Below are 24,005 nucleotides of genomic sequence, written 5' to 3' on the forward strand. Positions count from 1 at the left end.
ACCGGGTTGACACGGTCGCGAACGATCCGTGACTTCCATGGTGTACCCGAGAGCCTTCTCAGGCAAACCCACGCGCCACACCTTACGCCGAATGGGCTGCGCCTATGCTCGGGGCGTGGAAAACCACTCCTTGCCCCGCACAGCGGCCTTCTTTGACCTGGACAAGACGGTCATTGCGAAGTCGAGCACGCTCACCTTCAGCAAGTCGTTCTACCAAGGCGGACTGATCAACCGCAGGGCCGTCCTGCGGACCGCCTATGCGCAGTTCGTCTTCCTCGCGGGCGGCGCCGACCACGACCAGATGGAACGGATGCGCGCCTACCTGTCCGCGCTCTGCCGCGGCTGGAACGTCCGGCTGGTCCAGGAGATCGTCGCCGAAACCCTGCACGACCTGATCGACCCGATCATCTACGACGAGGCCGCCTCCCTCATCGAGGAGCACCACTCGGCCGGCCGCGACGTCGTGATCGTGTCCACATCGGGCGCCGAGGTGGTCGAGCCGATCGGTGAACTCCTGGGCGCGGACCGGGTGGTGGCGACCCGGATGGTGGTGGGCGACGACGGGTGCTTCACGGGCGAGGTGGAGTACTACGCGTACGGTCCGACGAAGGCGGAGGCGGTCAGGGAGCTGGCCGAGTCGGAGGGCTACGACCTGGCGCGCTGCTACGCCTACAGCGACTCGGCGACGGACCTGCCGATGCTGGAGTCGGTGGGCCATCCGCACGCCGTGAACCCCGACCGCGCCCTGCGGCGGGAGGCCGTCACGCGCGGGTGGCCGGTCCTGGACTTCAACCGTCCGGTCCGGCTCAAGCAGCGGCTGCCCACGCTCTCCGTACCGCCCCGTCCGGCGCTCGTGGCGGCGGCCGCGATAGGTGCCGCGGCGGCCACCGCGGGGCTCGTCTGGTACGCGAGCCGGCGCCGGAGCACGATCCGAACGGCGGCCGTTCAGGCCGTTTGACGGCATTTGAACCAGAAAGTAAAGAAGTGCGGTCAGGGGTTCCGCTTGCATCGGGCCAGGAGTACAAAGGACTCAACGGCCCGCGAGACCAAGGACATCCGCGAGGATCACCTTCACCACGCATTCGGCCCCACGGACCGCGCATGGACACCAGGCACCCACGCGACGTCGACCCGTCGATTACGGGCCAGCCGCACCAGGTGACGGGCAAAGTCCCGACCTGATGGGCAATTTTTCGAGGACGCTTGGTAACCAGGTGGACCATGCCAGCGGCGGTACGAGTTCTCGTACCGCCGCTCCCTTGTACGGACTCGGGGGCTCCGAGCGCTCCCTACGCCGCCCCGCGTTGCAGCGCCTCGCACACCGCGGTCGACTCGCGGGCACCGAGTCCGACCGCCTTGCCGCAGTGGGCGATCCAGGCGGCCATGCCGTCGGGGGTGCCGGAGACGTAGCCGCCGAGTGCCGCCAGATAGGCGGCCCGGCCGAGTTCGCCGTGGCCCACCTCCGCGGGACAGACCGACTTCGGATCGAGTCCGCTGCCGACCAGGACGATGCGCTCGGCCGCGCGGGCCACCAGGCCGTTGTGCGAGGTGAAGGGGCGCAGCGCGAGCAGTTCGCCGTGCACGACCGCGGCCGTGACCAGGGCGGGCGCCGCGCCGCCGGCGACGATCAGCTCCGAGAGGCCCTCCAGGCGCCCGGAGACCTCGGCGGCGCCCGGCAGTGGCAGTTCGACGAGCGGCTCGTCGACCGCCTCCCCGGGCAGCCTCGGGCGCCCCACCTCGCCCTCCTTTCCCGCGGCGGCGACCAGGTGCAGCCGGGCGAGCACCCGTAGCGGCGACTGCCGCCAGATGGACAGCAGTTGCCCCGCCTCGGCGGTCAGGCGGAGGGCGGCGCCCACCGTCCGGGACTCCCCGTCGACACTGAAGTCGGTGCGCCGGCGCACCTCTTCGAGCGCCCAGTCGGCCCCGGAGAGCGCCGCCGACCCCCGGGCGCCGCGGAGCGCGGCCTCGGCGGTGATCTGGTTGCTGCGGCGCCGCATGATCCGGTGTCCGTAGACCCGGTCCACGGATGTGCGCACGGACTCCACGGACTCGGCCACCCCGGGCAGCTCACCCAGGGCCGCGAGCGGATCGGCGGTCGCGCCTGTCGTACTCATGAGTACGAGATTACGGGGCGCGGGCACACGCCCCTCGAAGGAGTGGTCTTCTTCACTCCTCCCTGCCACCTGGAGCTACCACGCGACTACTCTTCGTGAACATGAAAATTGCTTTCGTGGGGAAGGGCGGCAGTGGCAAGACCACGCTGTCGTCCCTCTTCATCCGCCACCTCGCGTCGACCGGCGCACCGGTCGTCGCCGTCGACGCCGACATCAACCAGCATCTCGGGCCCGCGCTCGGCCTCGATGAGGCGGAAGCGGCCGGACTGCCCGCGATGGGCGAGCGGCTGCCGCTGATCAAGGACTACCTGCGCGGTTCCAACCCCCGGATCGCCTCCGTCGCCACCATGATCAAGACGACTCCCCCCGGCGCGGGCTCCCGGCTGCTTCGGGTACGCGAGACCAATCCGGTGTACGACGCCTGCGCGCGGCCGGTGGAACTCGACGGCGGCGCCGTCCGTTTGATGGTCACGGGCCCCTTCACCGACGCCGACCTGGGGGTCTCCTGCTACCACTCCAAGACGGGAGCGGTGGAGCTGTGCCTGAACCACCTGGTGGACGGGCGCGACGAGTTCGTCGTGGTGGACATGACGGCGGGCTCCGACTCCTTCGCCTCCGGCATGTTCACCCGCTTCGACATGACGTTCCTCGTCGCCGAGCCGACCCGGAAGGGGGTCTCCGTCTATCGCCAGTACAAGGAGTACGCCCGTGACTTCGAAGTCGCCCTCAAGGTCGTCGGCAACAAGGTGCAGGGCCGGGACGACGTCGACTTCCTCCGCTCCGAGGTCGGGGACGACCTGCTCGTGACGGTCGGGCACTCGGACTGGGTCCGTGCCATGGAGAAGGGCCGGCCGCCCCGGTTCGAACTCCTGGAGGACGCCAACCTCCGTGCCCTGCGCACCCTGGAGACCGCCGCGGACGCGACGTACGAACTGCGTGACTGGGAGCGCTACACCCGCCAGATGGTCCACTTCCACCTGAAGAACGCCCAGAGCTGGGGCAACGAGAGAACCGGGGCCGACCTGGCGGCACAGGTCGACCCCGGGTTCCTGCTCGGCGAGGGCGTCACCGCCCCCGCGTGAGGGCCGTCACCGCTTGCCCGCAGGCGCCCCGGGCACGCCCTTGGGTGCCGGGGCCGGGCTCGCCGACAGGAAGGACGCCCAGCCCTGCTTCGGGGCCTCTCCGACGTTCAGCGTGCGCATTTTCGCCACGGTCCGCGGGTCCTGGGCGTCCAGCCAGTCGGCCAGTTGCCGGAAGGAGACACACCGCACTTCGGGCTTGTTGCACACGGTCTGGACGACGTCTTCGAGGGCCCGCATATAGGTGCCGCCGTTCCAGGACTCGAAGTGGTTGCCGATGATCAGGGGTGCGCGGTTGCCGTCGTAGGCGCGCTGGAAGCCCTTGAGCAGGCCGCCGCTCATCTCGTCGCCCCAGTGCTCGAACTGGTCGGGGTCGCCCTGGGTCCGGGTGCCGGACTGGTTGACCATGAAGTTGTAGTCCATGGTCAGCTGCTCGAAGGAGTGGCCCGGGAAAGGCACGAGCTGCATCGACAGATCCCACAGCCCTTCCTTCTTCTTGGGCCAGATCTGGTCGTTGACCCCACTGGTGTCGTAGCGGAAGCCCAGTTCACGGGCCGCCTTCATGAAGTTCTGCTGGCCTTCCAGGCAGGGTGTGCGGGCGCCGATCAGCTCCTTGTCGTAGTCGAAGGGCAGCGGGGCCGCGTTCTTCATGCCCGTGTTGGTCTTCCAGCTCTTCACGAACTGCTTGGCCTGGGCGATCTCGCTCTTCCACTCGGCGACGGACCACTCGCCGACGCCGCCGCCCTTGCCGCAGAAGTGGCCGTTGAAGTGGGTGCCGACCTCGTTGCCCTCCAGCCACGCCAGGCGCAGTTGCTGCACGGTGTCGGAGATGCCCTGCTTGTCGTTGAAGCCGATGTCGGAGCTGCCCTGCGCGTGCTGCGGGGGGCGGTAGAGGTCACGCTTGCCCTCCGGCAGCATGTACACGCCGCTGAGGAAGTACGTCATGTTGGCGTGGTTGGCCTTGGCGACCTTGCGGAAGTGGGAGAACAGCTTCTGGCTGTCCTCGCCGGCGCCGTCCCAGGAGAACACCACGAACTGCGGCGGCTTCTGGCCGGGCTTCAGGCGCTCGGGTCTGGGCAGGTGCGGCTGGGCCCCGGTGTACGAGGTGGAGCCGTCGCCGATCAGCCGGACCGCGCTCTTCGGCGCCGGGGCGGGCGCCTTCTGCGGACGGTGTCCCCCGGACTGGGACCCGCCGTCACCGATCGCGCAACCGGCGAGTGACGCGGCACAGGCCGCGGCGATCACGGCGCCCGCGGTGATCCTCTGGGTGGCGGCCATCTCCGCCCACCTTCTTCCTTTGTCTCTGACGTGTCTCTGACCGACGCCGACAGGGGCGTTCGCCGGCGATGTGCCGGGACGTGCCGACAGCGCCGTCAAAGTCGCATGGGACCGAAGGTGGGATTAGTACGACAAGCCGATGAAAAGACCACTTCACCCGTTGAAGTGAATGCTTAGGCCATTTGCCGGGAAACTCTATTCCACGCCTTTACTTTGCATTACGGTTTATTTACCGAGCGTTGAAGAAAAATCCGCGCGCTGCACGCCGTGATCCACGGCCGCGACCCGGCCCGCCCTCGACGGGGACCACCAGTTCCGCGACCGCCGCGCCGTGCCCTGCCCTGCCCCGCCCCGCCCGAAGGAGAGGGAAACGATGTCAGCCTGCGTACCCGACCGTGCCACCGACCCGAACCACACCAGCCGCGACCACCAGCCCCACAGCCCGCCACCGCCACCGTCACCGCACCGGCGCTTCCGCGTCGTCGGCGCCGACGTGTCCGCCTCCATCGCGGTCTTCCTGATCGCCCTGCCCCTCTCCCTCGGCATCGCCCTCGCCACCGGCGCGCCTCTCCAGGCCGGCCTCGTCGCCGCGGCCGTGGGCGGTCTCGTCGCGGGCCGGCTCGGCGGCTGCCCGCTCCAGGTCAGCGGACCCGCCGCCGGTCTCACCGTCGTCACCGCCGACCTGATCCACCGCTACGGCTGGCGGACCACCTGCGCCGTCACCGTGCTCGCCGGAACAGTCCAACTCGCCCTGGGCTGCGTGCGCGTGGCCCGCACCGCGCTCGCCGTCAGCCCCGCGATCGTGCACGGCATGCTCGCCGGCATCGGGGTGACCATCGTCGTCGCCCAGGTGCACATCGTCCTGGGCGGCACCCCGGAGAGCTCGGTCCTCGCCAACCTCCGTGCCCTGCCGGTGCAGTTGACGCGGGTGCATCCGGCCGCCGTGTCGATGAGCCTGCTGACGCTGGCCCTTCTGCTGCTGTGGCCCCGCCTCCCCGGCCGGGCGGGCGGCGCGCTGCGCAGAGTTCCGGCCGCGCTCGTCGCGGTCGCCGGGGCCACCGCCACCGCCTCGCTCGCCGGGCTGACCCTGCCCAGGGTCGACCTGCCGTCCTGGAGCAGTCATGCCCTGGCCGGGCTGCCCGAGGGCCCGGTGCTCGGCATCGCCGCGGCCGTGCTCACCACCACGCTGGTGTGCAGTGTGCAGTCACTGCTCGGCGCCGTCGCCGTGGACAAGCTCGTCGCCGGCCGGACCGGGCCCTCCGCCCACGTGGGCCGCTCCGGCCTCGACCGCGAACTGCTGGGCCAGGGCGCCGCCAACATCGTCTCCGGCGCGCTCGGTGGGTTGCCCGTCGCCGGTGTGGCGGTGCGGAGTTCGGCGAACGTACGGGCCGGTGCGGTGAGCCGGAACTCCACGATGCTGCAAGGCGTTTACACCGTAGTGGCCGCGCTGCTGATGGTCCCGGTGCTTGAGCTGATCCCCCTCGCCTCGCTCGCCGCACTCGTGATGGCCGTCGGCATCCAGATGGTGTCCCTGCACCACATCCGCACGGTCACCCGCCACCGGGAAGTGCTGGTCTACGTCGTCACCACCCTCGGCGTGGTCTTCCTCGGCGTCCTGGAGGGCGTGGCGTTCGGGGTCACCGTGGCCGTCGGCGTCGCCCTCAACCGCCTCGCCCGTACCCGCGTCACGCACGACGAGAAGGAGGGAGTCCACCACGTACACGTCCAAGGACAGCTGACCTTCCTCGCGGTGCCACGGCTGAGCCGCATCCTGCACCTCGTGCCCCAACGCGCGCATGTCGTCGTGGAGTTGGACGGTTCGTTCATGGACCACGCGGCATACGAGTCGTTGCAGGACTGGCGGAGCTCCCACACCGCGCGCGGCGGCTCCGTCGAACTGACCGGCCGCCGTACCGGAGTCAACGTCCCCGAGCCGGGAGCCGGCTCTACCGGAGCCATGGGCCCGGCCGACATCCCCCGCACACCTGGCGCGAGCCTCCCGACCCGTACGGCCGACGCCGCCGCCCTCTGCTCCGCGACCGCCTCCGCGACCGGCTGCCGGTGCCGTCCCTGGACGCCATGGCGGAACCACCGGTGCGGAAGCGCGACACCGGCGCCACCGGCGGGAAGTGAGGGAGGTACCGGCTGGGCGGCGAACCGTTCCGGGCATCAACTCGCCCTGGGGATCGGCGCGTTCCAGCGCGACACCGCACCCCTGGTGCGGGACGAGCTGGCCCGGCTGGCGCGAGAGGGACAGCGGCCGACCCAGCTCTTCCTCACCTGCGCCGACTCCCGCCTGGTCACGTCGATGATCACCTCCAGCGGTCCCGGTGACCTGTTCGTGGTGCGCAACGTGGGCAACCTCGTACCGCCGCCGGGCGAGGAGAGCGGGGACGACTCGGTGGCCGCCGCGATCGAGTACGCGGTGGACGTGCTCGGAGTGGGGTCCATCACCGTGTGCGGGCACTCCGGGTGCGGGGCCATGCAGGCGCTGCTCGCCACCGAGCCCGGGGGCACGCGGACCCCGCTCAAGCGCTGGCTGCGGCACGGGCTGCCCAGCCTGGAGCGGATGGCCGACGGTGACCGTCGCCCGGCGCGGCTGGCCGGCCGGGCGCCCGCCGACACCGTGGAGCAGCTCTGCCTGACCAACGTGGTGCAGCAGTTGGCGCAGCTGCGGGCCCACGAGTCGGTGGCCCGGGCGCTGCGGAACGGCACGCTGGAACTGCACGGGATGTATTTCCACGTGGGCGAGGCCCAGGCGTATCTGCTCACGGAGGGGGGTGACGGCGAGGTCTTCGACCACGTGGGGGCTGCGGAGCTGTCCGCCTGACCCCGTGTGTCCGGCGGCCGGCAGCGGCACGACCCGTCCGAACCTCGTCCCGGCGGCGTCCGTGGGTACGGATGTCCCAGGCCATCAGCACACCTCGAAAGGTCTAAACCAATTATCGGCCGACCCTTGTCATCGGACCCCCGGGTCTGATGAGCTGTGGCCTGGGACACAACGGACAACCTGGGAAAGGCAGATGCCGTGAGCAACGAGAGCCTGGCCAACCTGCTCAAGGAAGAGCGCAGGTTCGCACCCCCCGCCGAGCTGGCCGCACACGCGAATGTCACGGCGGAGGCGTATGAGCAGGCCAAGGCTGACCGGCTCGGCTTCTGGGCCGCTCAGGCCCGCAGACTGAGCTGGGCCAAGGAGCCGACCGAGACGCTGGACTGGTCGAACCCGCCGTTCGCCAAGTGGTTCAAGGACGGCGAGCTCAATGTGGCGTACAACTGCGTGGACCGGCACGTCGAGGCAGGTCACGGCGACCGCGTCGCCATCCACTTCGAGGGCGAGCCCGGCGACACCCGCGCGATCACCTACGCCGAGCTCAAGGACGAGGTCTCCCGCGCCGCGAACGCCCTGCTGGAGCTGGGGGTCCGCAAGGGCGACCGGGTCGCCGTCTACATGCCGATGATCCCGGAGACGGCGGTCGCGATGCTGGCCTGCGCCCGGATCGGCGCCGCCCACTCGGTGGTCTTCGGCGGCTTCTCGGCCGACGCGCTCGCGACCCGCATCCAGGACGCGGACGCCAAAGTGGTCATCACCTCCGACGGCGGCTGGCGGCGCGGCAAGCCCGCCGCGCTCAAGCCGGCCGTGGACGACGCGGTCGACCGGGTGGAGAGCGTCGAGCACGTGCTCGTGGTCCGCCGTACCGGCCAGGAGGTCGCCTGGCACGACGGGCGGGACGTGTGGTGGGACGAGATCGTCGCCCGGCAGTCGGCGGAGCACACGCCCGAGGCGTTCGACGCGGAGCACCCGCTCTTCATCCTGTACACCTCCGGCACGACGGGTAAGCCGAAGGGCATCCTGCACACCTCCGGCGGCTACCTCACCCAGGTCGCCTACACCCACCACGCGGTCTTCGACCTCAAGCCGGAGACCGACGTGTACTGGTGCACGGCGGACGTCGGCTGGGTCACCGGCCACTCCTACATCGTCTACGGCCCGCTGGCCAACGGCGCGACCCAGGTCATGTACGAGGGCACGCCCGACACCCCGCACCAGGGCCGCTTCTGGGAGATCGTGCAGAAGTACGGGGTGACGATCCTCTACACGGCGCCCACGGCGATCCGTACGTTCATGAAGTGGGGCGACGACATCCCCGCCAAGTTCGACCTCGGCAGCCTGCGGGTCCTCGGCTCGGTCGGTGAGCCGATCAACCCCGAGGCGTGGATCTGGTACCGCAAGCACATCGGGACGGACCGCACCCCGATCGTCGACACCTGGTGGCAGACCGAGACCGGCGCGATGATGATCTCGCCGCTGCCGGGCGTCACGGCGACCAAGCCGGGCTCCGCCCAGACCCCGCTGCCCGGCATCTCCGCGACCGTCGTGGACGACGAGGCGAACGAGGTCCCCGACGGCGGGGGCGGCTACCTGGTGCTGACCGAGCCGTGGCCGTCGATGCTGCGCACCATCTGGGGCGACGACCAGCGTTATCTCGACACGTACTGGTCGCGCTTCGAGGGCCGGTACTTCGCGGGCGACGGTGCGAAGAAGGACGACGACGGCGACATCTGGCTGCTGGGCCGGGTCGACGACGTGATGCTCGTGTCCGGGCACAACATCTCCACCACCGAGGTCGAGTCCGCGCTCGTCTCGCACCCGTCGGTCGCCGAGGCGGCCGTGGTCGGCGCGGCCGACGAGACGACCGGCCAGGCGATCGTCGCGTTCGTCATCCTGCGCGGCACCGCGAACGCCGAGGACGAAGGCCTGGTCGCCGCCCTGCGCAACCACGTCGGCACCGCCCTCGGCCCCATCGCCAAGCCCAAGCGGATCCTCCCGGTGGCCGAGCTGCCCAAGACCCGCTCCGGCAAGATCATGCGCCGGCTGCTGCGCGACGTGGCCGAGAACCGCCAACTGGGTGACGTCACCACGCTGACCGACTCCACGGTCATGGATCTCATCCAGACCAACCTCCCGGGCGCCGCGAGCGAGGACTGAGCGAGTCGTACACGAACGGGGGGCGCCCGGCGGGCGGCAGGCCGGGCGCCCCTTCCGTACGTACGGCGGGAATCGCCGGATGCGTCCCGCCGCGTTTTCGGTACAGTACGAAAAAGTAGAAAACACGCCAAGATCGTCAAGGTGCGCCGGGAAGTCTGGTCGGCAAATGCTCTGTGCTGCCCACCGACCGGAGGTCGCCCCGTGACCGCGCCCCGCCCCCCTCGCAAGGCCTTCGGCGGGCTCTCCCTGCCCGAGCGCAATTACGTGGCGGACGCGCTGCGCACCGAGACCGTCGGCGGACTGCTGCTGCTGTGCGCCGCGGTCGCCGCGCTGATCTGGGCCAACGTGCCTGCTCTGCAAGGCAGTTACCAGAGCGTCAGCCACCACCGCCTCGGCCCCGCCGCCCTCGGCCTCGACCTGTCGGTGGCGCACTGGGCCGCCGACGGACTCCTCGCGGTCTTCTTCTTCGTCGCCGGCATCGAGCTCAAGCGCGAGCTGGTCGCGGGCGATCTGCGCGACCCCCGGGCCGCCGCGCTCCCCGTCGTGGCGGCGCTGTGCGGGATGGCCGCACCGGCGCTCGTCTACACCCTCACCAATCTCGTCGGCGGCGGCGCGCTGAGCGGCTGGGCGGTCCCGACCGCCACCGACATCGCCTTCGCGCTCGCCGTCCTCGCGGTCATCGGCACCTCCCTGCCGAGCGCCCTGCGCGCCTTCCTGCTCACCCTCGCGGTCGTCGACGACCTCTTCGCGATCCTGATCATCGCGGTCTTCTTCACCGCCCGGATCGACTTCGCCGCGCTCGGCGGGGCCGCCGTAGGGCTCGCCGTCTTCTGGCTGCTGCTGCGCCGGGGCGTACGCGGCTGGTACGTCTACGTGCCGCTCGCGCTCGTCATCTGGGCGCTGATGTACAAGAGCGGCGTGCATGCGACCGTCGCCGGCGTCGCCATGGGCCTGATGCTGCGCTGCACCACCCGCGACGACGAGACCCGCTCCCCCGGCGAGCACGTCGAACATCTCCTACGGCCCCTCTCCGCGGGTCTGGCGGTGCCGCTGTTCGCCCTGTTCAGCGCGGGTGTCGTCGTCTCCGGCCAGGCGCTCGGCGAGGTGTTCACCAAGCCGGAGACCCTCGGTGTGGTGCTCGGACTCGTCGTCGGCAAGACGGTCGGTGTCTTCGGCGGGACCTGGCTGACGGCCCGCTTCACCCGCGCCTCGCTCAGCGACGACCTCGCCTGGCCCGACGTGTTCGCGGTCGCCGCACTGGCCGGCGTCGGCTTCACCGTGTCGCTGCTCATCGGGGAGCTCGCGTTCGACGGCGACCCGGTGCTCACCGACGAGGTCAAGGCGGCCGTTCTGACGGGCTCCCTCGTCGCGGTGGTCTGCGCGACCGTGTTGCTCAAGGCGCGCAACGCCCGGTACCGCAAGATGGACGAGGACGAACGGCGGGACGAGGACCTCGACGGCGTCCCCGACGTCTACGAGCAGGACGATCCGGCGTACCACCTGCGGATGGCCGAGATGCACGATCGCAAGGCCGCCGAGCACCGCAGGCTCGCCCGCACGACGGCCGCGGCCCGGCACACGGGTGGCGAAGTGACGGGCGGGGCAGGCGAGGAGAACGACGGTCCGGCATGATCTGACCAGACGGTAGGAACACTTGCAGAAGAGGGAGTACGTGATGAGCGCACCCGACGGCAGCCCGGTCGGCGCCGAACGCAGCATCGGCCAGCTGTTCGCCTCGGCGACGACCGAGATGTCCGCGCTCGTGCATGACGAGATCGCACTGGCCAAGGCGCAGCTCAAGCACGACGTCAAGCGCGGGGCGGCGAGCGGCGGCGCGTTCTCGGCCGCCGCGGTGCTCCTGCTGTTCTCCCTGCCGATGCTGAACTTCGCGCTGGCGTACGGCATTCGGAGCTGGAGCCACTGGAATCTTGCTGTCTGCTTTCTGCTCTCCTTCGCGGCGAACGTGCTCGTCGCGATCGTCCTCGCACTGATCGGTGTCTTCTTCGCGAAGAAGGCCGCGAAGAGCAAGGGCCCGCAGAAGGTCGCCGCCTCGGTCAAGGAGACGGCGGGCGTTCTGCAGAACGCGAAGCCCCATCCGCGCCCGGCGTTGGAGGAGCACGCCCCCGAAGCCATCGAGGCTGTGGCACGCTCGTCCTCATGACGGACCCCAGCACCCCTTCGGCGCAACCCGCTTCGGTCGTACGGCTCGACATCCCCGGTGGGCGCGAGGTGACCCACCGGGACGTCGCCGCGAACGGCGCGCGCTTCCACATCGCCGAGCTGGGCGACGGACCACTCGTACTGCTGCTGCACGGCTTCCCGCAGTTCTGGTGGACCTGGCGGCACCAGCTGACCGCCCTCGCCGACGCCGGGTTCCGGGCCGTCGCGATGGACCTGCGCGGCGTCGGCGGCAGCGACCGCACCCCGCGCGGCTACGACCCCGCCAACCTCGCCCTCGACATCACCGGCGTGATCCGCTCCCTCGGTGAGCCCGACGCCGCGCTCGTCGGCCACGACCTGGGCGGCTATCTGGCGTGGACGGCGGCCGCGATGCGCCCGAAGCTGGTGCGCCGCCTCGCGGTCGTCTCGATGCCCCACCCCCGGCACTGGCGCGCCGCGATGCTCTCCGACGTCCGCCAGACCAGGGCGAGTTCGTACATCTGGGGCTTCCAGCGGCCGTGGCTCCCCGAGCGCCGGCTGATCGCCGACGACGGCGCGCTGGTGGGCCGGCTGATCCGCGAGTGGTCCGGCCCCCGCCTGCCGGACGACGACACGATCGAGGCGTACCAGCGCGCGATGTGCGTCCCGTCGACCGCCCACTGCGCGATCGAGCCGTACCGCTGGATGGTCCGCTCCATGGCACGTCCGGACGGCATCCAGTTCAACCGGCGGATGAAGCGGCCGGTGCGGGTGCCGACGCTGCATCTGCACGGCTCGCTCGACCCGGTGACCCGTACCCGCACCGCGGCCGGCTCCGGGGAGTACGTCGAAGCGCCGTACCGCTGGCGGCTGTTCGACGGACTGGGGCACTTCCCGCACGAGGAGGACCCGGGTGCGTTCTCCACGGAACTCATCAACTGGCTGAAGGACCCCGAACCCGATCGGTGACCGGCCGCCGCACCCGGTATCCGGAAACTGAACACCTGTCCTACGAACGGCCATTTGCCTGGCGCATAGGCCAATTGGGGCCCGATGGGGCGGTTATCGACCTTGGGGCAAGGGCAGACGTCGGGGTATGGGCTGGACGCACGACTACAGTGACGTAGCACGCAATCGCCGCTCGGGCCATGGTCTGGGCTCCCACCAGCGAGGCGCTCCGGGGCTGCCGGGCACCGAATTCAGGGTGGGGATCCCGCGCATTCTGCGCCGCCGGGCCCGCTGGGTCTCGGTACGCCTGCGTCACCCCCGAGGCTGACGCGTCCTCTCCCGCACCACACCCTTCGGGGCCGGCTCAGAGCGCGCAACTGTCGCTGTCCACTGGGTGGTTGGCGGTACGGCCCTTGGCGATGTCCACCTGGATCTCGTCGGCGGTGAGCGCGTAACCGGTCTCGGGGTCGTCGAGCGACTTGGCGAAGACGACGCCGTAGACCTTGCCGTCGGGGGTGAGGAGCGGGCCGCCCGAGTTGCCCTGACGGACCGTCGCGTAGAGCGAGTAGACATCGCGGCGCACGGTGCCGCGGCGGTAGATGTCGGGGCCGTTGGCCGTGATGCGCCCGCGCACCCGCGCGGCCCGTACGTCGTAGGACCCGTTCTCCGGGAAGCCGGCGACGATCGCGCTGTCGTCGCGGTCCGCGTCCTGGGTCGCGAACCGCAGCGCGCGCGCGGTCAGTTGGGGGACGTCGAGCACGGCGATGTCGCGGTGCCAGTCGTAGAGGACGACTTTCGCGTCGTATCTGCGGCCCTGACCGCCTATCTGGACGGTGGGCTCCTTGACGCCGCCGACGACATGGGCGTTGGTCATGACCCGGCGGTCACCGAAGACGAACCCGGAGCCCTCCAGGACCTTGCCGCAACTCTGCGCGGTGCCCGTGATCTTGACGATGGACTCCTGGGCGCGGGTGGCGACCGAGCTGCTCGCGAGCGCCGGGTCGGGCGGCTGGACGTCGTTGATCGGCTCGTTGGAGAACGGGCTGAAGACCTGCGGGAAGCCGTTCTGCGCGAGGACCGAGGAGAAGTCCGCGAACCAGGTGTCGGCCTGGTCGGGCAGCGCCCGCGAAACCCCCAGCAGGACCTTGGAGTTGCGGACTTCCTTGCCAAGCGTCGGCAGGGTGGTCACGGCCAGCGCCGAACCGATCAGCCAGGCGACCAGAAGCATCGCGACGACGTTGACCAGCGCCCCGCCGGTCGCGTCCAGGGCTCGCGCGGGGGACCAGACGATGTACCGGCGCAGCTTGTTGCCGAGGTGGGTGGTCAGGGCCTGGCCCACCGAGGCGCACACGATGACGACCATGACGGCGACGACGGCGGCGGTCGTGCTCACCTCGGAGTTGTCGGTCAGCGCGTCCCACAGCACGGGCAGCGTGTAGACGGCGACGAGACCGCCGCCCAGAAACCCGATCACCGACAGGATGCCGACGACGAACCCCTGGCGATAGCCCACGATCGCGAACCACACGGCGGCGACCAGCAACAGGATGTCCAGCACGTTCACCGGTTCGAGCCTCGCCTCATCACTTCGCGGTCACCCAGGTCCGCCGGGGGGCCGGTCCCCCGCGCGGCGGCGGTCGGATACGGCGCCCCCGGGAAGACACAGCACGACGGACACCCTGTCATGACCGCCAGTCGAGCGGGACCAGCTTCTCGTGGTCCCAGGGGCGCTCCCACCCCGCGTAGTGCAGCAGGCGGTCGATCACACCGGCCGTGAAGCCCCAGACGAGGGTCGATTCGACCAAGAATGCCGGACCTCGGAAGCCGCTGGGGTGGGTGGCCATGGCGCGGTGGGCGGGGTCCGTGAGATCCGCCACGGGGACCGTGAAGACCCGGGCCGTCTCGTTCGGATCGACGACTCCGACCGGGGTCGGCTCGCGCCACCAGCCCAGCACCGGGGTGACGACGAAGCCGCTCACCGGAATGTACAGCCGGGGCAGCACACCGAAGAGCTGTACGCCCGCAGGGTCGAGGCCGGTCTCCTCCTCGGCCTCGCGCAGCGCGGCCCGCAGCGGACCGTCGCCCTCCGGGTCACCGTCGTCCGGGTCGAGGGCGCCGCCGGGGAAGGAGGGCTGACCGGCATGGGATCTGAGCGAGCTGGACCGCTCCATGAGCAGCAGCTCCGGACCGCGCTCGCCCTCGCCGAACAGGATGAGCACGGCGGACTGGCGCCCGGCCCCGTCCTCCGGCGGCAGGAAGCGGCTCAGCTGGAGCGGCTCGACGGTCTCCGCGGCCCGCACCACGGGGCCGAGCCACTCCGGCAGTCCCTCCTTGGCCAGGGCCACACCCTGGGTGTCGCTCGCTCGTGTCATCGCCGCCCCCGTTCCGCACTGATCAACGCCCGACGCCCTCCACTTCGTTCCGTCATCCGGCGCCCAGCGGCGGCGCCGGCCGGCCGCCCGCGTCCAGATAGGCCTGCGGCGGATTGAGCCGCTGGCCGGGGAAGCCGCCCTTCTCGTACTTGAGCAGCTTCTTCGCCTTCTCCGGGTCGGTCTCGCCCTCGCCGTACGCCGGGCAGAGCGGCGCGATCGGACAGGCGCCGCAGGCGGGCTTGCGCGCATGGCAGATACGGCGGCCGTGGAAGATCACGTGGTGCGACAGCATGGTCCAGTCGCTCTTGGGGAAGAGCGCGCCGACGGCCGCCTCGATCTTGTCCGGCTCGGTCTCGTCGGTCCACCGCCAACGTCGTACGAGCCGCTGGAAGTGTGTGTCCACGGTGATGCCGGGGCGCCCGAACGCGTTCCCGAGGACGACGAACGCGGTCTTGCGGCCCACTCCGGGCAGCTTCACCAGGTCTTCGAGCCGGCCGGGCACCTCGCCGCCGAACTCCTCCACCAGGGCCTTGGAGAGCCCTATCACCGACCTGGTCTTGGCCCGGAAGAAGCCGGTCGGGCGGAGGATCTCCTCGACCTCCTCGGGGTTGGCGCCGGCCAGGTCCTCCGGGGTGGGGTATTTCGCGAAGAGCGCCGGAGTCGTCTGGTTGACGCGGAGGTCCGTGGTCTGCGCGGACAGCACCGTGGCGACCACGAGCTGGAAGGGGTTCTCGAAGTCCAACTCCGGGTGGGCGTATGGAAAGACCTCGGCGAGTTCCCGGTTGATCCGCCGGGCGCGCCGGACGAGGGCGGTGGGTGACTCACTCCTGGGTGAGGCTTTCACCGGAGCGGCGGCCGTCTCCTGGAAGGTCTTCTCCGGGACGGCCTTCTTCTTTACGGCGGCGGTCTTCTTCGCGGCGACGGCAGCCTTCTTCGAAGCGGCTGACTTCGTTGCGGCCGCGGACTTCTTGGCCGGCGCCGCCTTTTCGGCGAGAGCCGCCTCTTCGACCGCTTCTGCTTCCGCTTCCGATGCCACTTCCGCTGCCGCCTTCTCGCCCGGAGTCATCACCTTTGCCGGAACAGCCCGCTTCGTCACTTTCGCCGCCTTGCCGCCGCTTTCAGGGCCCTGTTCGCCCACAGCGGAACCACCACGTACTGCCACCCGCCCAGCCCCCTTGGCCTGTGCTCTCACCGGCGATTTGGACACCCGACCAGCCTAGAGCCCACCACCGACATCCGCCCCGGACCCCGAAGATCAGCCCCCAATTGGACCCCTGCCGCTTACCCCGGGACACCTGTGCGGCATCCTTGTGACAGATCACACTGTTTGGACCGTCCGGCAAGATGGGGAACACGGTCCCCTGATACCAAGGGGAGCAACCTCCCCTGAGCAGGTCGACAAGGAGAGAACTCGTGGACGACGTTCTGCGGCGCGCCCCGCTCTTCGCGGCGCTCGATGACGAGCAGGCCGCGGAACTCCGCGCCTCCATGAGTGAGGTGACCCTCGCCCGCGGGGACTCCCTCTTTCACGAGGGCGACCCGGGAGACCGGCTCTACGTGGTCACCGAGGGCAAGGTGAAACTGCACCGCACCTCCCCCGACGGCCGCGAGAACATGCTGGCGGTTCTCGGTCCCGGTGAGCTGATCGGCGAGCTCTCCCTGTTCGACCCGGGCCCGCGTACCGCCACCGCCACCGCGCTGACCGAGGTCAAGCTGCTCGGTCTCGGCCACGGCGACCTCCAGCCCTGGCTCAGCGCCCGCCCCGAGGTGGCCTCCGCGCTGCTGCGCGCGGTCGCCCGTCGGCTGCGCAAGACCAACGACGCCATGTCCGACCTGGTCTTCTCCGACGTGCCCGGCCGGGTCGCACGCGCCCTGCTGGACCTGTCCCGCCGTTTCGGCGTGCAGTCCGAGGAAGGCATCCACGTCGTCCACGACCTCACGCAGGAGGAGCTCGCCCAGCTGGTCGGCGCCTCCCGCGAGACGGTCAACAAGGCCCTGGCCGACTTCGCCGGCCGCGGCTGGCTGCGGCTGGAGGCGCGTGCGGTGATCCTCCTGGACGTCGAACGGCTCGCCAAGCGCTCGCGCTAGCACCGACGACCTCGAAGGGCCCTGCCGACCCCGGCGGGGCCCTTCGAGCGTCGCCCCGGAAATGGAGCTGCCCCCGCCGGCCGTCCCGGGCACAGTGATCCCATGGCCGAAACGCTGCACCGAAAAGGGCTCGACGACCAGGGCTACCTGGCCCGCGAGGGCTCCCTCGCGCGCGTGCCGCACGCCTTCCGGCCGGTGGTCGCCGCCGCGCGGGACCGACTCCTGGAGGTCTTCGGGGAGCGGCTGCACAGCGCGTATCTCTACGGGTCCGTGCCGCGCGGCACCGCGCGTGTGGGCCACAGCGACCTGGACCTGCTCCTCACGACCCACCAGGAGCCGACGGCGGCCGACCGCGCCGACGCCGGACGGCTCGACCGGGCGCTCGACGAGGAGTTCGGGCAGGTCGACGGCGTCGGCACGCTGCTCTTCGGCCGGGAACGGCTGCTGAGCGAACCGGAGAGGTACGACCTGGGCTGGTTCGTCGCGTGCCTGTGCACCCCCCTGCTCGGGGAGGACCTCGCCGAGTACCTGCCCCGCTACCGCCCCGACTCCGTACTCGCGCGAGAGACCAACGGCGACCTGGCACTGCTCCTCCCCCGCTGGCGCGAGCGCGTCGCCGGCGCCCGGGACACCGAGGAGGCCCGGCGGCCCCTGGTGCGCTTCATGTCCCGGCATCTCGTCCGCACCGGCTTCACCCTGGTCATGCCCCGGTGGAACGGCTGGACCAGCGATCTGCGGGAAATGGCCGACGCGTTCGCGCCGTACTACCCGGAGCGGGCCGGGCAGCTCCGCGCGGCGGCCCTCCTCGGGTCCGAGCCGACGGGGGACCCGGACGTCCTGCGGTCGTACGTCGACGATCTCGGCCCGTGGCTCGCCGGCGAGTACGCGCGCGTGCACGGCGTGAAGGCCCTACGCCCGGACTAGGGTTTCCGCTTCGCTCGCGCGGGGAACCCCGTCGCGTCGTCGGAATCGGCTGTGGGGGAAGCGCGTCGGTGCCACGCCCACGCCTGCCGCGTGCCGCCTGCCGCCTGCCGCCTGCCGCCTGCCGCCTGCCGCGGACGACGGGCGCCTGGGTAGCGGGGACTAGATCAGGCCGTGTCCCTTGAGGTAGTCCAACTGAGCCCGTACCGACAGCTCCGCCGCCGGCCACAGTGAACGGTCGACGTCCGCGTAGACGTGGGTGACGACCTCTTGCGGGGTGGTGTGGCCGTTCTCGACGGCCGTCTCGACCTGGGCGAGCCGGTGGGCCCGGTGGGCGAGATAGAACTCGACGGCACCCTGGGCGTCGTCCAGGACCGGACCGTGCCCCGGCAGGACCGTGTGGACGCCGTCGTCGACCGTGAGGGAGCGCAGCCGGCGCAGCGAGTCCAGGTAGTCCCCCAGGCGGCCGTCGGGATGCGCCACCAGGGTCGTACCGCGCCCCAGGACGGTGTCACCGGTCAGGACGGCCTGATCGGCCGGGAGATGGAAGCACAGGGAGTCCCCGGTGTGCCCGGGGGTCGCTACGACGATGAGCTCCAGGCCGCCGACCCGGATCACCTCCCCGGGGCCCAGCCCCTCGTCCCCGAGCCGCAGCGCGGGGTCCAGGGCCCGGACGTCGGTGCCCGTCAGCCCGGCGAAGCGGACGGCGCCCTCTGCGTGGTCGGGGTGCCCGTGGGTCAGCAGGGTGAGGGCGACCCGTCGGCCGGCCTTCTCGACGGTGTCGATGACGTTGCGCAGGTGCCCGTCGTCCAGGGGCCCCGGGTCGATGACGACGGCCAGGTCGGAGTCCGGCTCGGCGACGATCCAGGTGTTGGTGCCGTCCAGGGTCATCGGGGAGGCGTTGGGCGCCAGCACGTTGACGGCTCGGGCGGTGGCGGGCCCCGTCAGTGCCCCGCCCCGCGGCTGCCCAGGAAGCGCGGCTGCGTCGGTCATACGGGAAAACCTTTCTGCGGGCGGGATCCTTCGCGGCCCCGACCTACCGGAGCCATCGCGTCGGCCACACGGGGGCACTTCTTCGTCGGACCGGCTCCGGCGCGACCCCGGCCGACCGCGCCCGTCCCGTCAACCACCCCGCGGGAGCCCTTCCCCAGGTCACGCTTCTCTCGCCCCGGCCCCAGCGGAGCCACCTCGTTCGTCACGCCGGCGCTCCCCCCGTGGGGATGTGCTTGGTGAACTCCTCGTGGCCCGGCCAGGTCAGCACGATCTCGCCGTCCGCCAGGCCGGCCCGGGCGAGGACGGCCGTCAGGTCGCGCTCCGGGGCAGCGGCGAGCGCCTCGGCCGCGCTGCCGTACGGGATCAGCCCGCGCAGGGTCGCGATGGTCGGCGGCATCATCGTCAGCTCGCCCTGGTCGTACCCGGCAGCCGCCTCGGCGGGCGCGATCCACACCGTGTGGTCGGCCTCCGTGGAGGCGTTCCGGGTGCGCTGGCCCTCGGGCAGCACGGCGACGAAGAAGAACGTGTCGTAGCGGCGGGACTCGAACTCCGGGGTGATCCAGCGGGCCCACGCCCCCAGCAGGTCGGAGCGGAGCACCAGGCCCCGGCGGTCGAGGAACTCCGCGAAGGAGAGCTCACGGGCGACGAGCGCGGCCCGGTCCGTCTCCCACTCCGCGCCCGTGGTGTCGCCGACCACCGCGTCGGGGGCCGGCCCGGCGAGCAGGACGCCCGCCTCCTCGTAGGTCTCCCGTACGGCGGCGCAGACGATCGCCTGCGCGGCCGGCTCGTCGACACCGAGCCGGTTCGCCCACCACGCGCGCGTGGGGCCCGCCCAGCGGACCTGGTGGTCGTCGTCGCGCGGGTCGACGCCCCCGCCCGGATACGCGTACGCGCCTCCGGCGAAGGCCATGGAGGCGCGTCTGCGCAGCATGTGGACGGCGGGTCCGCGACCGGTGTCCTTGAGCAGCAGTACGGTCGCCGCGCGCCTGGGCGCGACCGGGACGAGCGTGCCCTCGGCCAGCGCGCGGATGCGCTCGGGCCACTCCGCCGGGTACCACTGCCCATTCGCCATGGGCGGAGGCTATCCCGTGGCGCGCGGATGTTCGAGAGGCAACAACGCGTGCCCCGGGAGCGCGCTTACGGCTGCGCCAGCTCCACCTGGATCTCGACCTCGACCGGCGCGTCCAGCGGCAGCACGGCCACGCCGACCGCGCTCCGCGCGTGCACGCCCTTGTCGCCGAGGACCTCGCCGAGCAGTTCGCTGGCGCCGTTGACGACACCGGGCTGGCCCGTGAAGTCCGCGGCCGAGGCGACGAACCCGGTGACCTTCACCACGCGCGCGATCCGGTCCAGGTCGCCGGTGACGGACTTGACGGCCGCCAGCGCGTTCAGCGCGCAGGTGCGGGCCAGTTTCTTGGCCTCCTCCGCGGTGACCTCACCGCCCACCTTGCCGGTGACCGGGAGCTTGCCGTCCACCATCGGCAGCTGGCCGGAGGTGTAGACGTACACACCGCTCCGCACGGCCGGCTGGTACGCGGCGAGCGGCGGGACGACCGCCGGCAGGGTCAGACCGAGTTCGGCCAGCCGGGCCTCGACGGCGCTCATGCCCTCTCCCGCTTGAGGTAGGCCACCAACTGCTCGGGGTTGTTCGGCCCCGGCACGACCTGGACGAGCTCCCAGCCGTCCTCGCCCCAGGTGTCCAGGATCTGCTTCGTGGCATGGACCAGCAGCGGCACCGTTGCATATTCCCACTTCGTCATACGGCCGACTTTAGCCGCTGCCCGATCACCGTCCGCGCCGCCTTTGTCCACAGCCTCCCGCTTGACTTGAGCGGGGACTGGTTACGCTCGAAGGCGTGAGCAGGTTCCAAGTCGTCAGTGGCAAGGGCGGTACCGGCAAGACGACGGTGGCCGCGTCCCTCGCGCTGGCCCTGGCCACGGAGGGGAAGCGGACGCTTCTCGTCGAGGTCGAGGGTCGCCAGGGCATCGCGCAGCTCTTCGAAACGGAGGCGCTGCCCTATGAGGAACGCAAGATCGCGGTCGCTCCCGGGGGCGGGGAGGTGTACGCCCTCGCCATCGACCCCGAACTGGCCCTTCTGGACTACCTCCAGATGTTCTACAAACTCGGCGGCGCGGGCCGGGCCCTGAAGAAGCTCGGGGCGATCGACTTCGCCACCACCGTCGCGCCCGGTCTCAGGGACGTACTCCTGACCGGCAAGGCGTGCGAGGCGGTGCGCCGCAAGGACAAGGGCGGGCGGTTCACCTACGACCACGTGGTGATGGACGCCCCGCCGACCGGGCGCATCGCCCGCTTCCTCAATGTCAACGACGAGGTGGCGGGCCTGGCGAAGATCGGCCCGATACACAATCAGGCGCAGGCCGTGATGCGCGTGCTCAAGTCGCCGCAGACGGCCGTGCACCTGGTGACGCTGCTGGAGGAGATGCCCGTCCAGGAGACCGCGGACGGCATCGCCGAACTGCGGGCGGCGCAACTGCCGGTGGGCCGGATCATCGTGAACATGGTGCGCCCGGAGGTCCTCGACTCGGCCGCCCTGGAGCTCGTACGGACCGTTCCGCGTACGGCCGTCGCCAAGTCGCTGTCCGGCGCCGGGCTCGGCGGGGCACGGCGCGGGGGGAACGCCGAGAAGCTGGTGGACCCGCTGTTGCGGCAGGCCGAGGAGTACGCCGCGCGGTACACCCTGGAGCACGAACAGCGGTCTGTCCTGGCCGGGTTGGACCTGCCGTCGCACGAACTGCCGCTGCTCGCCGAGGGCTTGGACCTCGCGGGCCTGTACGAACTCGCCACCGAGCTGCGGAAACAGGGGATTTCATGAGTCCGGACCCGGCCCAGAAGCACGACAGCGCCCACCGGCTCTCCTCCGCGCGCGTGCTCGACGTCGATCCGCTGCTCGACGACCCGAAGACCCGCATCGTGGTGTGCTGCGGCTCGGGCGGGGTCGGCAAGACCACCACGGCGGCGGCTCTCGGGCTGCGCGCCGCCGAGCGGGGCCGCAAGGTCGTCGTGCTCACCATCGACCCGGCCCGCCGGCTAGCCCAGTCGATGGGCATCGACTCGCTGGACAACGTCCCGCGGCGGGTCAAGGGCGTCGAAGGGAACGGCGAACTGCACGCCATGATGCTCGACATGAAGCGCACCTTCGACGAGATCGTCGAGGCGCACGCGGACGGCGAACGGGCCACCGCGATCCTCAACAACCCCTTCTACCAGTCGCTTTCGGCGGGCTTCGCGGGCACGCAGGAGTACATGGCGATGGAGAAGCTGGGCCAGTTGCGGGCCAGGGACGAGTGGGACCTGATTGTCGTCGACACCCCGCCGTCCCGCTCGGCCCTCGACTTCCTTGACGCGCCGAAACGCCTCGGCTCGTTCCTGGACGGCCGGCTGATCCGGCTGCTGACCGCGCCGGCGAAGCTCGGTGGACGGGCCGGCATGAAGTTCCTCAACGTCGGCATGTCGATGATGACCGGCACACTCGGCAAGCTGCTCGGCGGCCAACTCCTCAAGGACGTCCAGACGTTCGTGTCCGCGATGGACACCACCTTCGGCGGGTTCCGCACCCGCGCGGACGCCACGTACAAGCTGCTTCAGGCGCCCGGGACGGCGTTCCTGGTGGTGGCGGCGCCGGAGCGGGACGCGCTGCGCGAGGCCGCGTACTTCGTGGAGCGGCTGGCGGCCGAGGAGATGCCCCTGGCCGGGCTGGTGCTCAACCGGGTCCACGGCAGCGGCGCCACCCGGCTCTCGGCCGAGCGGGCACTCGCCGCCGCGGAAAATCTTGAGGAGCCCCGCATTGTCGATCAGGAGGGCGGGAAAGCTGGACTTCGTAACTCTCCCGACCTGTACGGCAGTTCAGATTCCCCAGCCAGTCCGCCGCCCGCTCCCGCCGAAGGCTCCCCCGCCCCCGCGGACGACGAGCGGTCCGACGCCGAACGCTCCGTCGACCGTCTCACCGCGGACCTGCTGAGACTGCATGCCGAGCGCATGCGGCTGCTCTCCCGCGAGCAGCGCACGCGTGACCGTTTCACGGCGCGCCACCCCGAGGTGGCCGTGACCGAAGTGGCCGCACTCCCCGGCGATGTGCACGACCTCACCGGTCTGCGGGACATCGGGAACCGGCTCGCGACCGGTCGGCCGGAGCTGCCCGGGACAAGCCTCTGACGCGTGCCGGTGCGTACCGGTCCGGCATGGCCGCCCACGCTGGAGCCGGGCACGGCGGTGAGCCTGCCGTACTGATCCCTGCCGTGCGGATCACTGCCATGCGGAACCTGCCGTGCGGACGCGCGCCGACAGAACGCGTGCCACCACGCGGACCCGGCACGAGCGACGCGGCACAGGCGGACGCGTGCCCCGAGGGATGTCCGTCCCCGAGGAGTGAGCCCGGGGGATCGGCCCTTGGGGGACGCCCAGGGGGATCGACCCCCGGGAATCGGCGCCCGGCGACCGGCCCTTGGGGCGGTCAGCCCACCGCCGCGTAGTTCTCGTACACCTCGTCGTCGTCGAGGGGCAGGATGCCGACCCCTCGTTCGTACTCCGTACGCGCGGTCTCCAGAAGCCGGCGCCATGAAGTGACAGTGGGCCGCCTGCGCAGCAGTGCGCGACGCTCCCGTTCCGTCATTCCTCCCCACACGCCGAACTCGACGCGGTTGTCGAGCGCATCGGCGAGGCACTCCGTACGCACCGGACATCCGGTGCACACTGCCTTCGCCCTGTTCTGCGCTGCTCCTTGAACAAACAGTTCATCCGGATCGGTAGTGCGGCAGCCCGCCTGCGCACTCCAGTCGGTTACCCAGCCCATACCGGCGCCGTCCTCTCCCGAATCGAGGCTCCCCCACGGCGGCAGCGGCATATTCACCGCCGCCAGTTGAGGACGTTACGGAAGGTGGGCACAGCGCAACACCCCCTTCGGGCCCAATCTTGAATGGCCCGAACGGACTATGGGTAAGCGGCAGATCACCCGGGGGAGTGAGCTGGCGACATATGCGACTTCCCTGACGTTTCGGGACAGTTGCCTTGCGCCACAAGGGACACCGGGTGACACAGAAGGCGGATTCGGACACGCCTCCCACAGAAA

At 70.8% G+C, this 24,005-nt stretch carries 22 protein-coding genes; 12 read left to right on the forward strand and 10 right to left on the reverse strand.

The window, feature by feature from the left end:
• Positions 1 to 91: 91 nt before the first annotated feature.
• The gene (locus ABZT12_RS00945) at positions 92 to 958 is read left to right on the forward strand and encodes an HAD-IB family hydrolase (RefSeq protein ID WP_356375136.1); all 867 of its coding nucleotides are present in this window, start codon (positions 92 to 94) and stop codon (positions 956 to 958) included.
• A 331-nt stretch (positions 959 to 1,289) separates the two neighbouring features.
• Here ABZT12_RS00945 and ABZT12_RS00950 read toward each other — a convergent pair whose 3' ends face one another.
• Complete coding sequence (locus tag ABZT12_RS00950) at positions 1,290 to 2,114, reverse strand: oxidoreductase (RefSeq protein ID WP_356375139.1); 825 nt, start codon at positions 2,112 to 2,114, stop codon at positions 1,290 to 1,292.
• 101 nt (positions 2,115 to 2,215) lie between these two features.
• Here ABZT12_RS00950 and ABZT12_RS00955 point away from each other — a divergent pair, with 101 nt between their 5' ends.
• Complete coding sequence (locus ABZT12_RS00955; RefSeq protein WP_356375142.1) at positions 2,216 to 3,196, forward strand: ATP-binding protein; 981 nt, start codon at positions 2,216 to 2,218, stop codon at positions 3,194 to 3,196.
• A gap of 6 nt (positions 3,197 to 3,202) precedes the next feature.
• Here the strand turns inward: ABZT12_RS00955 and ABZT12_RS00960 are convergent, their stop codons facing one another.
• Positions 3,203 to 4,471 carry a hypothetical protein gene (locus tag ABZT12_RS00960; RefSeq protein WP_356375144.1) on the reverse strand — a complete coding sequence of 423 codons (1,269 nt, stop codon included), beginning with the start codon at positions 4,469 to 4,471 and terminating at the stop codon, positions 3,203 to 3,205.
• Between the two features lie 373 nt (positions 4,472 to 4,844).
• On the opposite strand from ABZT12_RS00960, the gene ABZT12_RS00965 reads away from it, so the two are divergent.
• The 6 genes from ABZT12_RS00965 to ABZT12_RS00990 all read left to right on the forward strand — a co-directional run bounded on the left by ABZT12_RS00965 (position 4,845) and on the right by ABZT12_RS00990 (position 12,873).
• On the forward strand, positions 4,845 to 7,301 hold the full coding sequence (locus ABZT12_RS00965) for a SulP family inorganic anion transporter (protein ID WP_356375147.1): 2,457 nt from the start codon (positions 4,845 to 4,847) through the stop codon (positions 7,299 to 7,301).
• A 156-nt stretch (positions 7,302 to 7,457) separates the two neighbouring features.
• Positions 7,458 to 9,458, forward strand: a complete 2,001-nt coding sequence (acs, locus tag ABZT12_RS00970) for an acetate--CoA ligase (protein ID WP_356375150.1) — start codon at positions 7,458 to 7,460, stop codon at positions 9,456 to 9,458.
• Positions 9,459 to 9,659: 201 nt separating this feature from the next.
• A complete protein-coding gene (gene nhaA / locus ABZT12_RS00975; protein WP_356375153.1) occupies positions 9,660 to 11,090 on the forward strand; it encodes a Na+/H+ antiporter NhaA in 1,431 nt (476 codons plus the stop codon).
• A gap of 43 nt (positions 11,091 to 11,133) precedes the next feature.
• The gene (locus ABZT12_RS00980) at positions 11,134 to 11,619 is read left to right on the forward strand and encodes a phage holin family protein (protein ID WP_356375156.1); all 486 of its coding nucleotides are present in this window, start codon (positions 11,134 to 11,136) and stop codon (positions 11,617 to 11,619) included.
• The gene (locus ABZT12_RS00985; protein ID WP_356375159.1) at positions 11,616 to 12,566 is read left to right on the forward strand and encodes an alpha/beta hydrolase; all 951 of its coding nucleotides are present in this window, start codon (positions 11,616 to 11,618) and stop codon (positions 12,564 to 12,566) included. The genes ABZT12_RS00980 and ABZT12_RS00985 overlap by 4 nt, the downstream gene beginning before the upstream one ends.
• Positions 12,567 to 12,693: 127 nt before the next feature.
• Positions 12,694 to 12,873: a hypothetical protein gene (locus tag ABZT12_RS00990; protein WP_356375162.1), complete on the forward strand. Its 180-nt coding sequence runs from the start codon at positions 12,694 to 12,696 to the stop codon at positions 12,871 to 12,873.
• A 36-nt stretch (positions 12,874 to 12,909) separates the two neighbouring features.
• On the opposite strand, the gene ABZT12_RS00995 is transcribed toward ABZT12_RS00990, so the two are convergent.
• The 3 genes from ABZT12_RS00995 to nth form a co-directional block, all read right to left on the reverse strand.
• Positions 12,910 to 14,109: a MarP family serine protease gene (locus ABZT12_RS00995; RefSeq protein WP_356375165.1), complete on the reverse strand. Its 1,200-nt coding sequence runs from the start codon at positions 14,107 to 14,109 to the stop codon at positions 12,910 to 12,912.
• 118 nt (positions 14,110 to 14,227) lie between these two features.
• A complete protein-coding gene (locus ABZT12_RS01000) occupies positions 14,228 to 14,917 on the reverse strand; it encodes a CoA pyrophosphatase (protein WP_356375169.1) in 690 nt (229 codons plus the stop codon).
• Between the two features lie 52 nt (positions 14,918 to 14,969).
• Positions 14,970 to 15,983 carry an endonuclease III gene (gene nth / locus ABZT12_RS01005; RefSeq protein WP_356376666.1) on the reverse strand — a complete coding sequence of 338 codons (1,014 nt, stop codon included), beginning with the start codon at positions 15,981 to 15,983 and terminating at the stop codon, positions 14,970 to 14,972.
• A gap of 347 nt (positions 15,984 to 16,330) precedes the next feature.
• Between nth and ABZT12_RS01010 the strand changes: the two genes are divergently transcribed.
• Both ABZT12_RS01010 and ABZT12_RS01015 read left to right on the forward strand, forming a co-directional pair.
• Positions 16,331 to 17,005 (forward strand): Crp/Fnr family transcriptional regulator, encoded by a 675-nt coding sequence (locus ABZT12_RS01010; RefSeq protein WP_356375172.1) that lies wholly within the window; start codon positions 16,331 to 16,333, stop codon positions 17,003 to 17,005.
• Between the two features lie 102 nt (positions 17,006 to 17,107).
• Positions 17,108 to 17,929 carry a nucleotidyltransferase domain-containing protein gene (locus ABZT12_RS01015; protein WP_356375175.1) on the forward strand — a complete coding sequence of 274 codons (822 nt, stop codon included), beginning with the start codon at positions 17,108 to 17,110 and terminating at the stop codon, positions 17,927 to 17,929.
• A 159-nt stretch (positions 17,930 to 18,088) separates the two neighbouring features.
• Here the strand turns inward: ABZT12_RS01015 and ABZT12_RS01020 are convergent, their stop codons facing one another.
• From ABZT12_RS01020 to ABZT12_RS01035, 4 genes are all read right to left on the reverse strand, one after another.
• Positions 18,089 to 18,919 carry an MBL fold metallo-hydrolase gene (locus ABZT12_RS01020; protein WP_356375178.1) on the reverse strand — a complete coding sequence of 277 codons (831 nt, stop codon included), beginning with the start codon at positions 18,917 to 18,919 and terminating at the stop codon, positions 18,089 to 18,091.
• Between the two features lie 202 nt (positions 18,920 to 19,121).
• Complete coding sequence (locus tag ABZT12_RS01025) at positions 19,122 to 19,991, reverse strand: NUDIX hydrolase (protein ID WP_356375181.1); 870 nt, start codon at positions 19,989 to 19,991, stop codon at positions 19,122 to 19,124.
• A 65-nt stretch (positions 19,992 to 20,056) separates the two neighbouring features.
• The gene (locus ABZT12_RS01030; protein WP_356375184.1) at positions 20,057 to 20,524 is read right to left on the reverse strand and encodes a RidA family protein; all 468 of its coding nucleotides are present in this window, start codon (positions 20,522 to 20,524) and stop codon (positions 20,057 to 20,059) included.
• On the reverse strand, positions 20,521 to 20,679 hold the full coding sequence (locus ABZT12_RS01035) for a DUF4177 domain-containing protein (RefSeq protein ID WP_073492664.1): 159 nt from the start codon (positions 20,677 to 20,679) through the stop codon (positions 20,521 to 20,523). The genes ABZT12_RS01030 and ABZT12_RS01035 overlap by 4 nt, the downstream gene beginning before the upstream one ends.
• A gap of 95 nt (positions 20,680 to 20,774) precedes the next feature.
• Here ABZT12_RS01035 and ABZT12_RS01040 point away from each other — a divergent pair, with 95 nt between their 5' ends.
• Positions 20,775 to 21,752 carry an ArsA-related P-loop ATPase gene (locus tag ABZT12_RS01040; RefSeq protein ID WP_356375187.1) on the forward strand — a complete coding sequence of 326 codons (978 nt, stop codon included), beginning with the start codon at positions 20,775 to 20,777 and terminating at the stop codon, positions 21,750 to 21,752.
• Positions 21,749 to 23,092, forward strand: coding sequence for an ArsA family ATPase (locus ABZT12_RS01045; protein ID WP_356375190.1), 1,344 nt, complete (start codon positions 21,749 to 21,751; stop codon positions 23,090 to 23,092). Before ABZT12_RS01040 ends, ABZT12_RS01045 begins: the two co-directional genes overlap by 4 nt.
• Positions 23,093 to 23,390: 298 nt before the next feature.
• Here ABZT12_RS01045 and wblA read toward each other — a convergent pair whose 3' ends face one another.
• Positions 23,391 to 23,729: a transcriptional regulator WblA gene (gene wblA / locus ABZT12_RS01050; protein WP_356376670.1), complete on the reverse strand. Its 339-nt coding sequence runs from the start codon at positions 23,727 to 23,729 to the stop codon at positions 23,391 to 23,393.
• Positions 23,730 to 24,005: the final 276 nt, after the last annotated feature.

The organism is Streptomyces sp. NPDC005423, from assembly GCF_040606415.1.
In the GTDB taxonomy this organism is placed as follows: Bacteria; Actinomycetota; Actinomycetes; order Streptomycetales; family Streptomycetaceae; genus Streptomyces.

Coding starts and splice junctions, on each gene's coding strand:
- ABZT12_RS00945 (WP_356375136.1), top strand. CDS start 92: ATGGGCTGCGCCTATGCTCGGGGCGTGGAAAACCACTCCTTGCCCCGC.
- ABZT12_RS00950 (WP_356375139.1), bottom strand. CDS start 2,114: ATGAGTACGACAGGCGCGACCGCCGATCCGCTCGCGGCCCTGGGTGAG.
- ABZT12_RS00955 (WP_356375142.1), top strand. CDS start 2,216: ATGAAAATTGCTTTCGTGGGGAAGGGCGGCAGTGGCAAGACCACGCTG.
- ABZT12_RS00960 (WP_356375144.1), bottom strand. CDS start 4,471: ATGGCCGCCACCCAGAGGATCACCGCGGGCGCCGTGATCGCCGCGGCC.
- ABZT12_RS00965 (WP_356375147.1), top strand. CDS start 4,845: ATGTCAGCCTGCGTACCCGACCGTGCCACCGACCCGAACCACACCAGC.
- ABZT12_RS00980 (WP_356375156.1), top strand. CDS start 11,134: ATGAGCGCACCCGACGGCAGCCCGGTCGGCGCCGAACGCAGCATCGGC.
- ABZT12_RS00985 (WP_356375159.1), top strand. CDS start 11,616: ATGACGGACCCCAGCACCCCTTCGGCGCAACCCGCTTCGGTCGTACGG.
- ABZT12_RS00990 (WP_356375162.1), top strand. CDS start 12,694: ATGGGCTGGACGCACGACTACAGTGACGTAGCACGCAATCGCCGCTCG.
- ABZT12_RS01000 (WP_356375169.1), bottom strand. CDS start 14,917: ATGACACGAGCGAGCGACACCCAGGGTGTGGCCCTGGCCAAGGAGGGA.
- nth (WP_356376666.1), bottom strand. CDS start 15,983: ATGACTCCGGGCGAGAAGGCGGCAGCGGAAGTGGCATCGGAAGCGGAA.
- ABZT12_RS01015 (WP_356375175.1), top strand. CDS start 17,108: ATGGCCGAAACGCTGCACCGAAAAGGGCTCGACGACCAGGGCTACCTG.
- ABZT12_RS01020 (WP_356375178.1), bottom strand. CDS start 18,919: ATGACCGACGCAGCCGCGCTTCCTGGGCAGCCGCGGGGCGGGGCACTG.
- ABZT12_RS01025 (WP_356375181.1), bottom strand. CDS start 19,991: ATGGCGAATGGGCAGTGGTACCCGGCGGAGTGGCCCGAGCGCATCCGC.
- ABZT12_RS01030 (WP_356375184.1), bottom strand. CDS start 20,524: ATGAGCGCCGTCGAGGCCCGGCTGGCCGAACTCGGTCTGACCCTGCCG.
- ABZT12_RS01035 (WP_073492664.1), bottom strand. CDS start 20,679: ATGACGAAGTGGGAATATGCAACGGTGCCGCTGCTGGTCCATGCCACG.
- ABZT12_RS01045 (WP_356375190.1), top strand. CDS start 21,749: ATGAGTCCGGACCCGGCCCAGAAGCACGACAGCGCCCACCGGCTCTCC.
- wblA (WP_356376670.1), bottom strand. CDS start 23,729: ATGGGCTGGGTAACCGACTGGAGTGCGCAGGCGGGCTGCCGCACTACC.